Source organism: Bradyrhizobium sp. UNPA324, from assembly GCF_006658635.1.
GTDB classification, from domain to species: Bacteria; Pseudomonadota; Alphaproteobacteria; order Rhizobiales; family Xanthobacteraceae; genus Bradyrhizobium; species Bradyrhizobium nanningense.
In genome coordinates this window covers 2,324,259-2,336,848 of the sequence record NZ_LFJD01000004.1, presented here as the reverse complement: position 1 = coordinate 2,336,848, position 12,590 = coordinate 2,324,259, and the positions used below count along the sequence as shown (strand labels likewise).

The following is a 12,590-nucleotide window of genomic DNA, read 5'->3' as shown; positions in this document are numbered from 1 at the left end:
TTACGCCGGCCCGGTCGCGATTGCCGGGCCGCCCTCCTGGCCCCATTCCGACCAGGAGCCGTCATAGAGCGCGGTGTCGGTGACGCCTAAGCGATAGAGCGCGAGCGTCAGCACGCCGGCGGAGACGCCGGAGCCGCAGCTGGTCACGATCGGCGCATCGAGCTTGACGCCGGCGCCGGTGAAGGCGGCGCGCAGATCCTCGAGCGGCTTCATCGTGCCGGTCGCGGCGTCGAACAGCAGATTGTAGGGCACGTTGCGGGCGCCGGGGATGTGGCCGGAGCGGATGCCCGCGCGCGGCTCGGGCGCGCGGCCCTCGAAGCGGTCGGCGGCGCGGGCGTCGATCACCTGCTCGGCACGGCTTTCGACGTTGGCGATCAGCTGCTGCATGCTGCGCACGCGCTTTGGATCGTAGCTCGCCTTGAACGTCGCCGGCTTCGGCTTCACCTCGCCACTCTCCACGGGGCGCCCCTCGGCCCGCCACTTCTTCAGGCCGCCGTTGAGGATGCGCACGTTGTCGTGGCCGAAGGCCAGGAACATCCACCACGCGCGCGGCGCGGCAACCCAGCCTCCGGCATCGTAGATCACGACGGTATCGGCGTTGGAGATACCGAGATTGCCGACGTCACGTCCGAACTGCTCGGCGCTCGGATACATGTGCGGCAGCGGGTTGGAATGGTCTGACACCGCATCGACGTCGAAGAAGGCCGCGCCCGGCAGATGCGCGGCGAGATAATCGTCCTTCGGCAGCGGCAGCACGCCCGGCAGCTTGAAGCTGGCGTCGAGAATCTTGACGTTGGCGTCGCCCATGTGGGCGGCGAGCCATTCGGTGGAGACGAGGGGGTCGGTGGCGGTGTCAGTCATTGATGTACTCTCCGGCAGCTTTCTCGGTCGTCATGCCCGGGCTCGTCCCGGGCATCCACGTCTTTCGACCCGCAGGTGAGAACGTGGATGGCCGGGACGAGCCCGGCCATGACGGAGTGTGTGGTGTAGGTGTCGTACCCTCACCCCTTCTTCTTCGGCTCCCACTTCTCCACCGGCCCGCCGGCGTCGCGCCAGGCGGCGTAGCCGCCGGCGATGTGGGCGACGGGCTTGAGGCCCATGTCCTGCGCGGTCTTGGCCGCGAGCGCGGAGCGTAATCCGCCGGCGCAGTGGAAGACGAACTTCTTGTCCTCCTGGAAGATCGGCTTGGCGTACGGGCTCTGCGGATCGATCCAGAATTCGAGCATGCCGCGGGTGCAGGCGAAGGCGCCGGGGATGCGGCCGTCACGCTCGATCTCGCGGGGATCGCGGATGTCGACGATGACGACGTCGCCGTTCCTGGAGATCTCGATGGCATCCTTGGCGGTGAGCGTCTCGATTTCGGCATTGGCCTCGTCAATCAGCGCCTTGATGCCGCGGGTGATGTTTTGGGGCATGTGGTTCTCCCTCTTGTTACGTCGCCGTTCCGGGCGAACTGCCGGAGGTGGAGGTAACCTCTCCCGCTTGCGGGAGAGGTCGGCGCGCTCGAAGAGCGCGGCGGGTGAGGGCTCTCTCCTCTTTGGGGGACGTCGCTCGTGGAGAGACCCTCTCCCCAACCCTCCCCCGCAGGCGGGGGAGGGAGCGCAGTCCCGTCGCCGATCGAGCCGGACTAATCACGCATCAATGCGTCAATTCCTTCATCGCACCTTCCAGCCCCTCGATCGTGATCGGGTACATCCGATTGGCGAAGATGCGTTTGATGATGGTGGTCGATTCCGAATAATCCCAATGCTTCTGCGCGACCGGGTTCAGCCACACCGCATGCGGATAGGTGCGGATGATGCGGTCGAGCCAAACCGAGCCGGGCTCCTCGTTGACATGCTCGACCGAGCCGCCGGGCACCATGATCTCGTAAGGCGACATCGAGGCGTCACCGACGAACACGATTTTGTAGTCGTGCGGATATTTGTGCAGCACGTCCCAGGTCGGCGTGCGGTCGGTGAAGCGGCGCTTGTTCTGCTTCCACACGCCTTCATAGAGGCAATTGTGGAAGTAGAAATACTCCATGTGCTTGAACTCGCTCTTCGCCGCCGAGAACAGCTCCTCGACCTGCTCGATATGCGCGTCCATCGAGCCGCCGATGTCGAAGAACACCAAGAGCTTCACCGCATTGCGCCGCTCGGGGCGCATGTGGACGTCGAGATAGCCGTGATTGGCGGTCTCGCGGATGGTGGTGTCGAGATCGAGCTCGTCGGGCGCGCCGGTGCGCGCGAACTTGCGCAGGCGGCGCAGCGCCACCTTGATATTGCGGATGCCGAGCTCGACATTGCCGTCGAGATCCCTAAACTCGCGCTTGTCCCACACCTTGACGGCGCGGTTGTTGCGGTTCTTCTCCTGGCCGATGCGCACGCCCTCGGGATTGTAGCCGTGGGCGCCGAACGGCGAAGTGCCTGCGGTGCCGATCCACTTCGAGCCGCCCTGGTGCCTGCCCTTCTGCTCATCGAGGCGCTTCTTCAGGGTCTCCATGAGCTTGTCCCAGCCCATGGCCTCGATCTGCTTCTTCTCTTCTTCAGTCAGATATTTCTCGGCGAGCCTCTTCAGCCACTCCTCGGGGATCTCCGCCTTCTCCATGGCGTCGAGCAGGTTTTCCAGCCCCTTGAACACCGTGCCGAAGACGCGGTCGAACTTGTCGAGGTTGCGTTCGTCCTTCACCAGCGAGGCGCGCGACAGGTAGTAGAAGTTCTCGACCGTGTAGTCCGCAAGGTCAGCGTCGAGCGCCTCCATCAGCGTGAGGTATTCGCGCAGCGTCACGGGGACCTGCGCGTCGCGCAGAGAGGTGAAGAATTGCAGGAACATGGGTGACAGATTGCCCGTCGGGGGGCGAACGTCAAGGGGCGGAGTCCTTCGCGGGACTCTGGACCGGCAGGCTTTTTGCTCTAGAATTGGCGCCCTCACGGGGTTGTTTGGGGGACGTTTGCAATGGGAATTGTCGCAGCGCTCATCATCGGCGCGATCGCAGGCTGGCTTGCCGGCAAGATTGTCCACGGGGCGGGATTTGGGCTGGTCGGCAACATCGTCGTCGGCATCATCGGCGCGCTGGTTGCGAGCTGGGTGCTGCCACAGCTCCACATCGGGCTTGCCACCGGCACCTTCGGCGCCATCGTGGACGCCACCATCGGCGCGGTGATTGTGCTCGTCATCCTTTCGCTGATAAAACGGGTCTGAAAGCCTGACCGAACCAGGAACGGCCGCCGCGAGCGGCCGTTCGCTTGTCGCGACGAGGCGAGCGCCTCTCGCCGACAATGACCCAAGGACACGCAATGAAATTTACCGGCACCAAGGACTATGTTGCGACCGACGATCTCAAGGTCGCCGTCAACGCCTCGATCGTGCTCGAGCGCCCGCTGCTCATCAAGGGCGAGCCCGGCACCGGCAAGACGGTGCTGGCGGAGGAGGTGGCGAAGGCGCTGAACGCCCCGCTTTTGACCTGGCACATCAAGTCCACCACCAAGGCGCAGCAAGGCCTCTACGAATACGACGCGGTGTCGCGCCTGCGCGACAGCCAGCTCGGCGACGCGCGCGTCTCCGACATCAAGAACTACATCAAGCGCGGCAAGCTGTGGGAGGCCTTCACGGCCGAGCAGCGCCCGGTGCTTCTGATCGACGAGATCGACAAGGCCGATATCGAATTCCCGAACGACCTGCTGCTCGAGCTCGACCGCATGGAATTCCATGTCTACGAGACCGGCGAGACGATCAGGGCCAAGCAGCGCCCGATCATGATGATCACCTCCAACAACGAGAAGGAGCTGCCGGACGCCTTCCTGCGCCGCTGCTTCTTCCACTACATCAAGTTCCCCGACGCCGACACGATGGGCCGCATCGTCGACGTCCACTTCCCCGGCATCAAGAAGCGCCTGGTGGAAGAGGCGCTGCGCATCTTCTTCGAAGTGCGCGAGGTGCCCGGCCTGAAGAAGAAGCCATCGACCTCGGAGCTCTTGGACTGGCTCAAGCTTCTCCTCAACGAAGACATGAGCGTCGAGCAGCTGCGCGAGCGCGACCCGCGCAAACTGATCCCGCCGCTGCACGGCGCGCTGCTCAAGAACGAGCAGGACGTGCATCTGTTCGAGCGGCTGGCGTTCTTGAGCCGTAGGGAAGTGTGAGGGGAGCCGTGTCCCGGACGCGCTGCAGCGTGCAACGCTGCTGCGCAGAGCCGGGACCCAGAAGGCGACACGGCCTGCTCGGAGACATGGGCCCCGGCTCTGCAGCGCACCGCAAGGGCGCTGCGCCGCGTCCGGGGCACGAGAGCGGCGTGTGGGGCACACACTCTCCACGTCATTGCGAGGAGCTCTTGCGACGAAGCAATCCGGAATCTTTCCGCGGAGAGATTTCTGGATTGCTTCGCTTCGCTCGCAATGACGGAGTGTGACGCAACGGCTCCGCTCTTCCCGCTCCATCTCGCTTGCAGACACGCCTTCGCAGCCTCGCGGCTTAATTCGCCCGAGCTTTGCTTGCATTCCTCGCCCCACCAGAAAGAGGGCGCAGGGAAGGCCGGGTGCCGACATCGCACCCGCGGTCCGCTGCGCGAAATGCACACGCAGAGAAGACCGCACAGCAGCATACAGGTGGTGCCGATCACTCGGCCTTCCCTGCGCGATGGTCGGACGGCTTATGCCGTGATCTCCCGGGAGCCGAACTTTCCTTCTGGCCTCCCTCACCCCGCGAATTGGATGATGCAGTCTGCCCGGTTGGGCTCGCTCGCATCTCCGCGAAAGGCTTGACCGTAGCAACGACGGCCAGGACCACACGGTTTTGCCGTACGCGCTCAGCGCCGTTCGTCCGCACGCAGGGCGGGCTCACAGGGACTACCCGCCCTGCCCGCACCTCTCGTGCCGACGCTGCCGCGTCCACCGCAACCCGGCCCGCGTTTCGAACGACTCGCGAACCGCCCCTCTTCGTCGGGCCGGACTGTGTCGATCTATGCCGTAATTCCGAATTTCGGTAAAGTGGAATATTTTTGCAAAAGAGGGTTGACGCGGGAGCGACACAGCAAGCTGGTAGGGTGGGCAAAGGCGCACTTGCGCCGTGCCCACCACCTCTACAATATCGCAACAGAAGCGTGGGCACGCTTCGCTTTGCCCACCCTACGATACTGGGCAGAGCCGGGACCCAGACCTCACGTGGAGATCGTGGTGAGATGGGCCCCGGCTCTGCAGCGCAACGCTGAAGGAGCGCTGCGCTGCGTCCGGGGCACGGCATCCTCCTACGCCACCGCCGCGTCCGGAATCCTTGCGGCTTCCATTGGCGCCTTGCCGCGGATGAGGTCCGAGGCACGATCGGCGATCATCATGGTGGAGGCGTTGAGATTGGCCGAGATCATGCGCGGCATGACCGAGGCGTCGATGACGCGGAGACCCTCCAGGCCGTGGACGCGGAGCTGGTCGTCGACCACGGCCCAGGTGGAATCCGCCGGGCCCATGCGGCAGGTGCAGCCGGGGTGGAAGGTGGTGGTACCGCGCTCGGTGGCGGCGTGCAGGAACTCGTCGTCGGTGTTGACGTTGGGGCCGGGGAAATCCTCGTAGGCGTAATAGGGCGACAGCGGCGCGGACTTGAGAAGTCTGCGCGCGAGCTTCATGCCGCCGACGATGACGCGGCGGTCGAGCTCGGCGTCGAGATAGTTGGTCTGGATGATCGGCGGCGCGAACGGATCGGATGAGCGGATGCGGACATAGCCGCGGCTCTCCGGGCGCTGCTGCCAGGAGGCGACGGTCATGCCGGGCTCGTCCTCGAGCTGGCCCTGCACGCCTTCCTTGTAGGACGCCGGCGTGAAGGTGAGCTGCAGGTCGGAGCTTTCGGCGCTCTCGCCGGAGTGCCAGAAGCAATAGACCATGGTCGGCGACAGCGACAGCAGGCCGCGGCGTGCGGTCGCCCATTTCAGCGCCTCGATCCAGAGCGAGAGGCCGCGGCGGAGCTCGTTGATGGTCTTGATGTCCTTGACGCGCGCCACCGTGCGCGGGGCGTAATGGTCCTGCAGGCCTTCGCCGACCGGCAGCGCGTGACGCACGGCGATGCCGTGCTGCTGCAGCAGATCGGGCGAGCCGATGCCGGAGAGCTGCAGGAGCTGCGGCGAATTATAGGTGCCACCGGAGAGGATCACTTCCTTGTTGGCGCGCACTTCCACCGGCGTGCCGCCGCGGCCGCCCTTCATGTAGCGCACGCCGACGGCGCGCTTGCCCTCGAAGATGATCTCGGTCGCATGCGCATGGGTGTGCACATGCACGTTCGGCCGCTTCATCGCCGGCTTGAGGAACGCGGTCGAGCCGGAGACGCGCAAACCCTTGTCGATGGTGCGCTGGCAGTAGGAGACGCCTTCCTGTGTCTTGCCGTTGTAATCGGGATTGCGGGGAATGCCGAGCGACACCGCGCCTTCCATGAAGGCTTCGCAGAGCGGATCGCGCCAGTTCATGGTGGTGACGATGAGGTTGCCCTCGCGGCCGCGATAAATGTCCTCGCCCTCGCCGACGCGTTTCTCCAGCCGGCGGAAGTAAGGCAGCACGTCGGCATAGCCCCAGCCGCGGTTGCCCATCTGCGCCCAGGTGTCGAAATCCATCCGCTGGCCGCGATTGTAGATGTGGCCGTTGATCGAGGACGATCCGCCGAGCGTCTTGCCCCGTGGCGCGTAGATGCTGCGCCCGCCGGTCCAGGGCCCCGGCTCCTGCTGGTAGGCCCAGTTGATGCTCTTCATGTGGAAGGTCTTGATGAAACCCGCCGGCAGATGGATGTAGGGATGCCAGTCGGACGGGCCAGCCTCCAGCACGCAGACGCTGGTGTTGGGGTCTTCGCTGAGCCGGCTGGTGAGCACGCAACCGGCAGAGCCTGCGCCGATGATCACATAATCAAATCTATCCATGGTACCTCGGCCGCCCCTAGCGCGGCTTGTCGTTGAGTTGAAATTCCAGATGCGCCTGCACCGTCGGCCATTCGGCGGCAATGATGCTGTAAACCACGGTGTCGCGCAGCGTGCCATTCGGCGCGACCTGATGGCTGCGCAGGATGCCATCCTGCTTGGCGCCGAGGCGCTCGATCGCGCGGCGGCTCTGGTGGTTGAAGAAGTGGGTGCGGAATTCGACCGCGATGCAATTCAGCGTCTCGAAGGCATGCCGGAGCAAGAGCAGCTTGCACTGCGTGTTGAGCGGGCCGCGCTGCGCGCTTTTGCCATACCAGGTCGAGCCGATCTCGACGCGGCGGTTGGTGGCATCGATGTTCATATAGGTCGTCATGCCGACGATGTTGCCGCCGGCATCGAACACGGTGAAGGGCAGCATCGAGCCTGCAGCCTGCAGGCCCAAGCGGCGGTCGATCTCCTTGCCCATGTTCTCCGGCAGCGGGATCGCGGTGTACCAGAGTTTTGACAGCTCGCCGTCCTTGACGGCCTCGACCAGGCCCTCGCGATGCTGATGCGACAGCGGCTCGAGACGGGCGTGCTGTCCACGCAGGGTGACGGGATCGGGCCAGGGCATTTGAGGTCTCTCCGTTGTCATTGCGAGCGGAGCGAAGCAATCCAGACTGCCAACTCCTCATCCTGAGGAGCGCGTCTTCGCGCGTCTCGAAGGACGAAGGCCCGGCTGGTGGCCTCGCCCTTCGAGACGCACGCCAGGGGCGCGCTCCTCAGGGTGAGGGTCTGGGAGTTGCCTCGCCTCCCGTGCAATGACGGCTTGGCTCACTTATTCAAGAAATTCAACGGCAATCCGCTGCGGGGCCAGTCCATGGCGACCAGCTCGCCCTTGCCTGACAGCGTGATGTAGGCCGTCTTCAGCTCGGGGCCGCCGAAGGCGATGTTGGTGGTGACGCGGTCGCCGGTCGGGACCTGCTCGACCAGGGTGCCGTCGGGTGCGATCACCGAGATGCAGCCGGAAACGAGAGTGGCGACGCAGACATTGCCGCCAGCTTCCACCGCGAGCGAGTCGAACATCTGGTAGCCGCCGAGGCCGCAGATCGGCTTGCCCCGCTCGCCGCGATAGATCACGTCGCGCGGCTTCAGCGTGCCGGGCGCGGAGAGCTCGTAGGCCCAGAGCCGGCCTGTCGGCGTCTCCGCGATGTAGACGGTATTCTCATCCGGCGACAGGCCGATGCCGTTCGCCGGCAGGATGCCGTGCACGATCTCGACGAGCTCGGTCATGCCGGGCTTGAGATAATACATGCCGCCAACGTCCATCTCGCGCGCGCGGCGCTTGCCGAGATCGGAGAACCAGAGACCGCCCTGCTTGTCGAACACCAGATCATTCGGCCCCCGCAGATCGTGCGCGCCGCATTTGGTCGCGACGGTCTCGACCTTGCCGGATTGCAGATCGACGCGCTGGATCGAGCCGCCGAGATAGTCGTCAGGCTGCGGGCCCGGCATGATCATGTTCCGGGTCGGGATCCAGGAGAAGCCGCCATTGTTGCAGATGTAGATCTTGCCGTCAGGGCCGAGCGCGGCACCGTTCGGGCCGCCCGGAATCTTGGCGACGATCTCCTTGCGGCCATCAGGGTAGACGCGCGTCAGGCGCTGGCCGCGGATCTCCACCAGCACCACCGAGCCGTCCGGCATCACGACCGGCCCTTCGGGAAATTCGAGGTCGGTGGCGAGAACGCGGACATCAGACATTGCGAGACCCTCCCGGCTGCTTGTTATGACTTGCACGGGATGTCCGGCACGGCCCCACACGCAAGATTTGCCTGCGGTTATGACAAAGTCGCCCGGGCTTGCCAAGCAAGCGGGACGGTATGCCAGCGTTGCGGAAGCTCTACTCCCTCACCGGCACCCAGATCTCGAAGCCGCCATTGCCGGTTGCGGGATCGAAGGCCTCGCCGTAGCGCTCGAAGCTCGGCGCGTCCGCGGCCTCGAGACCCGATGCCGGCAACCACTGATTCCAGATCGTGTTGACGGTGCGACGGATCGAGGCGACGTGCTCGGTGTGGGTGAACACCGCATAGCGCTGCTGGGGAATGCGGATGCGGCCAAAGCGGCGCGGCAGGTCGGAGAAATCGGCGACCTCGACGCCGGCGATGTAGTCGAAATTGCCGGCATCGTCGCCATTGCAGCAGACGCCGTAAGCGACTTGATCTTTCCCTTGGCCGACACGTGCGGGAATGTCGGCGACCTCCTGATGGAAGCGCTGCCACAGGCCGGGGATCATGGCGCCGTTGTCGCAGGAGATACGCTCGGCGGGACCGGCGACGAGGAAAGCCTTCACGGTTTCGAAACGCGGCGGGGCGAGATGGTCGAGCATGGTGGAATCCATGAGGATCGGCTCCTGAAGCTTGAGGTGGCTGGCGCATGACGCGGCCCTGACGGCTTCGGGCGTGGTGCCGAACTGGTCGCGGAACGCGCGGGTGAATGCTTCGTGCGAGCCGTAATCCGCCTCCAGCGCCAGCGACAGGATGTCGGGCGCGCCGTCCGCAAGGCTGCGCGCGGCCTCCGTCAACCGGCGGGCGCGCACATAACGGATCACTGGCAGACCCGTGGCTGCGGCAAACGCACGTACGATGTGGAACCGCGACACGCCCGAGATCGCAGCGATCTCGTCGAGCGTCATCGGCTCGGCCAGATGGCTCTCGATATACCAGAGCGCACGCTGCGCTGGGTTCATGGCGGCTCAACCCTCGTTCGAAGCGCGGTCATGATGCGCGGCATGCGGCCGCGTCGCTTGATCGGCATTGCTGGCGGCACAGGAAGGATAATCCGACAATGGCCACTGGCAACGCTCCGGCGTTCGCGGCTACACTCGCCAGAACCGCTCGCGAGAAGGGGGAACCGGATCATGGACATCACCGATGTGCGGGCGCACCATATCCGCATCCCCTATGATTCCGGTGTCGCGAGCTTTCGTCAGGGCGCGTCCGCGATCACCGCGCTCGACATGGTGCTGGTCGAGGTCTTAACCGATGCCGGGCTGACCGGCTGGGGCGATGCCTTCGCCTATGTCTGCCCGCGCACCACGCGCAGCGCCGTCGAGGAGATGATCGCGCCGCAGGCCCGCGGGCTGAAGGTGCCCGATGCCGCCGGCATTCCCGCAATGATGGAGCAGATCCAGCGCAATCTGCATCTGTTCGGCCGCTACGGCATCACCATGTTCGCGATCTCAGGGCTCGACATCGCGCTGTGGGACCTTGCTGCCAAGATCGAGGGCGTGCCGGTGCATCGCCTGTTCGGCGAGACCAGGCGCACGGCCATTCCGGCCTATGCGAGCCTGTTGCGGATCGGCTCGCCCGACAACATCGCGGCCGAATGCCGGAAGGCGCTCGCGCTCGGCTATAGCGCGATCAAGCTGCACGAGACCACGGCGCCGGCGGTGTTCGCCGCGCGGGAGGCGATCGGGCCAGCCATTCCGCTGATGGTCGACATGAACTGCCCTCTGACGGCCGCGCAGGCGATCGCGTTTGCGACGACGTGCCGCGACGCGCGACCGATGTTCCTGGAGGAGCCGGTTTGGCCGCCGGAGGATTTCGCCGCGCTCGCCGAGGTCCGCCGCAAAGGCGGGCTCGACATCGCCGCCGGCGAGAATGCCTGCACGGACTATCAATTCCGCCAGATGATGGAGGCAGGCGCGGTGAGCCACGCCCAGCCGTCAGTGATCAAGGTCGGTGGCATCACCGAATTTCTGAAGGTCGCGGCGCTGGCCGACCGGCTCGGCGTCAAGATCGTTCCGCACTCCCCGTATTTCGGTCCAGGCCTCCTGGCGACGTTGCATCTGCTCGCGACGCGCGACGACGGGCTGGTCGAGATGTTCTATCTCAAGCGCGAGGCCTGCCTCTGGGGCGGCCGCGCCGACGTCGATGCCACGGGCCACGTCGCGGTGCCGACGGGACCCGGGCTCGGCTATGAGCCCGATCGCGGCGTGATGGAGCGCTATCGCGTGGCGTGATCGCCGCGCCTACTTCGCAGCGTCCTTGGCCAGCGGCGCGTCCTGCTTCTTCTTCAGATCCTCGGCCGTCTTCGCTTGGGCGGCCTGGAGATCGAGAAGCGTCTTCTGCAAGCCGGCGATGCCTGTCTTCAATGCGTCGATCTGACGACCCGCCGCATCCAGCTTCTGCTGATGGTCGAGATTGAGCTTGGTGATCGTCTTCTGCAGGAAGTCGACATTGCTCTGCAGGCAGCTGGTGCGCCGCTCCATGGTCTTCTCGACCGTGCAGATCTCGATGCCGGGCACGTCCTGCGCGTGCACCGGCGCATTCGCCAGCGTTGCGAGCAGCAATATCGCGAAACAAATGCCGGCATCTCGAAGCAGCATGAAAGGTTCCTCGTCCGATCGATCACGGCAATGTGCGCTGTTTGCGCACAGCCGGGAAAGGCTACCACACTCGTACCGCATTCTCGCGTTGAGCTTGCGTCCGTTCCCTCGGACGGGGAACGATGATCCGGACGCGGAAGAAGTGGGCGCTCGTTCCGCGGCTTTGTTTAGGGGAGATTTTTGGAATGGCAACGCGCGATAGACGACTGGCGGAATTCGATGGCGCCGGAGAACCACCGCCGGGCCTGGCGCTCGAAGTGCTGTGCGAGGACCACAGCGGCACGTACCAACTGCCCTTCGCCTGCCGCTATGTCGAGGGACGCTGGCAGAACCACGAAGCCGGCATCGCGGTCGAAGCCACCGTCATCGGCTGGCGCCTGCCGCGCGTGAAGCAGCGCGGGGCCGCCTGAAGCCGATATCTGTTCCAAAATGCAACGGCGCCGCGCTCCGCCTTAACCAACGGAACGCGGCCCGAACGAATCACGTCCGAATCAGCCGAACGGCCGTGTACGCATCTGTTCACGGCTAGATGTCGATGCTGCCGTGCAGGTGCGTACAATATCTGTGCAACGCGGGAGACGGCGTCGGCTGGTCACGATCGCCAAAGGTTAATCGTGACAAGCATATAGCTCTCAGGCTGGGTGAGCGGATCGCCGCCGCCGAAGCAGGCAAGGCCGCGCAATGGCTGCCTAATATTCGACCTCGAGCTCCTCGATGTCGGCCGGCTCCTCCCGCGCCGCCGCGATCCATTCGGCCATCTCGGGCATCGCCATGATGGTGTCGGCATAGGCCTTCAGCAGCGGCTCCAGCTTGACATCATAGGTGACGAAGCGCGTCACCACCGGCGCGTACATCGCATCGGCCATGGTGCGCTGCGCGCCGAACAGGAAGGGGCCGCCCGACCTCTCCAGGCAGTCAAGCCAGATGGACAAGACGCGGTCGATGTCGGCCTGCGCGCGCGACCAGATCTTGAAGCCGGGAAAACGTCCCTTCAGATTCACCGGCAGCGAGGCGCGCAGCGTGGTGAAGCCGGAATGGATTTCGCCCGAGATCGAGCGGCAATGGGCGCGCTGGATGCGGTCATCAGGGAGCAGGCCGGCGCCCGGCATCACCTCGTTGAGATATTCGCCGATCGCAAGCGTATCCCAGACCACCGCGCCCTCATGCCGCAGGCACGGCACCAGGATCGACGACGACAGCAGGAGAATCTCCGCGCGCGCCGACGGATCGTCCGGCGCGGTGACGATTTCCTCGAAATCGAGCCCGGAGAATTTCGCCAGCAACCAGCCGCGCAGCGACCAGGACGAATAGTTCTTGCTGCTGATGGTCAGTGTCGCCTTTGCCATATGGCCCTTCCCT

13 protein-coding genes are annotated in these 12,590 nt (G+C 65.0%); 4 read left to right on the top strand and 9 right to left on the bottom strand.

Annotated features, from left to right (window positions below; all coding sequences use genetic code 11):
* The 3 genes from sseA to UNPA324_RS11335 all read right to left on the bottom strand — a co-directional run bounded on the left by sseA (position 1) and on the right by UNPA324_RS11335 (position 2,814).
* On the bottom strand, positions 1 to 861 hold the full coding sequence (gene sseA, locus UNPA324_RS11345; RefSeq protein ID WP_141934715.1) for a 3-mercaptopyruvate sulfurtransferase: 861 nt from the start codon (positions 859 to 861) through the stop codon (positions 1 to 3).
* 140 nt (positions 862 to 1,001) lie between these two features.
* Positions 1,002 to 1,415 (bottom strand): rhodanese-like domain-containing protein, encoded by a 414-nt coding sequence (locus UNPA324_RS11340; protein WP_128917358.1) that lies wholly within the window; start codon positions 1,413 to 1,415, stop codon positions 1,002 to 1,004.
* Positions 1,416 to 1,638: 223 nt separating this feature from the next.
* Complete coding sequence (locus UNPA324_RS11335) at positions 1,639 to 2,814, bottom strand: vWA domain-containing protein (protein ID WP_141934714.1); 1,176 nt, start codon at positions 2,812 to 2,814, stop codon at positions 1,639 to 1,641.
* Between the two features lie 123 nt (positions 2,815 to 2,937).
* On the opposite strand from UNPA324_RS11335, the gene UNPA324_RS11330 reads away from it, so the two are divergent.
* The gene (locus tag UNPA324_RS11330; protein WP_128917360.1) at positions 2,938 to 3,183 is read left to right on the top strand and encodes a GlsB/YeaQ/YmgE family stress response membrane protein; all 246 of its coding nucleotides are present in this window, start codon (positions 2,938 to 2,940) and stop codon (positions 3,181 to 3,183) included.
* A 95-nt stretch (positions 3,184 to 3,278) separates the two neighbouring features.
* The gene (locus tag UNPA324_RS11325) at positions 3,279 to 4,121 is read left to right on the top strand and encodes an AAA family ATPase (RefSeq protein ID WP_128917361.1); all 843 of its coding nucleotides are present in this window, start codon (positions 3,279 to 3,281) and stop codon (positions 4,119 to 4,121) included.
* Between the two features lie 1,100 nt (positions 4,122 to 5,221).
* Here the strand turns inward: UNPA324_RS11325 and UNPA324_RS11310 are convergent.
* From UNPA324_RS11310 to UNPA324_RS11295, 4 genes are all read right to left on the bottom strand, one after another.
* Positions 5,222 to 6,868, bottom strand: coding sequence for a GMC family oxidoreductase (locus tag UNPA324_RS11310; RefSeq protein WP_128920082.1), 1,647 nt, complete (start codon positions 6,866 to 6,868; stop codon positions 5,222 to 5,224).
* A gap of 16 nt (positions 6,869 to 6,884) precedes the next feature.
* Positions 6,885 to 7,478, bottom strand: coding sequence for a GNAT family N-acetyltransferase (locus UNPA324_RS11305; RefSeq protein ID WP_128920083.1), 594 nt, complete (start codon positions 7,476 to 7,478; stop codon positions 6,885 to 6,887).
* Positions 7,479 to 7,678: 200 nt separating this feature from the next.
* A complete protein-coding gene (locus UNPA324_RS11300; protein WP_141934713.1) occupies positions 7,679 to 8,605 on the bottom strand; it encodes an SMP-30/gluconolactonase/LRE family protein in 927 nt (308 codons plus the stop codon).
* Between the two features lie 139 nt (positions 8,606 to 8,744).
* Complete coding sequence (locus UNPA324_RS11295) at positions 8,745 to 9,590, bottom strand: AraC family transcriptional regulator (RefSeq protein ID WP_128920085.1); 846 nt, start codon at positions 9,588 to 9,590, stop codon at positions 8,745 to 8,747.
* 171 nt (positions 9,591 to 9,761) lie between these two features.
* Between UNPA324_RS11295 and UNPA324_RS11290 the strand changes: the two genes are divergently transcribed.
* Complete coding sequence (locus tag UNPA324_RS11290; protein ID WP_141934712.1) at positions 9,762 to 10,865, top strand: mandelate racemase/muconate lactonizing enzyme family protein; 1,104 nt, start codon at positions 9,762 to 9,764, stop codon at positions 10,863 to 10,865.
* Between the two features lie 9 nt (positions 10,866 to 10,874).
* On the opposite strand, the gene UNPA324_RS11285 is transcribed toward UNPA324_RS11290, so the two are convergent.
* Complete coding sequence (locus UNPA324_RS11285; protein WP_141934711.1) at positions 10,875 to 11,231, bottom strand: hypothetical protein; 357 nt, start codon at positions 11,229 to 11,231, stop codon at positions 10,875 to 10,877.
* Positions 11,232 to 11,416: 185 nt separating this feature from the next.
* Here UNPA324_RS11285 and UNPA324_RS11280 point away from each other — a divergent pair, with 185 nt between their 5' ends.
* Positions 11,417 to 11,641, top strand: coding sequence for a hypothetical protein (locus tag UNPA324_RS11280; RefSeq protein WP_028138161.1), 225 nt, complete (start codon positions 11,417 to 11,419; stop codon positions 11,639 to 11,641).
* Between the two features lie 279 nt (positions 11,642 to 11,920).
* Here the strand turns inward: UNPA324_RS11280 and UNPA324_RS11275 are convergent, their stop codons facing one another.
* Complete coding sequence (locus tag UNPA324_RS11275) at positions 11,921 to 12,577, bottom strand: glutathione S-transferase family protein (protein WP_141934710.1); 657 nt, start codon at positions 12,575 to 12,577, stop codon at positions 11,921 to 11,923.
* Positions 12,578 to 12,590 lie beyond the last annotated feature (13 nt).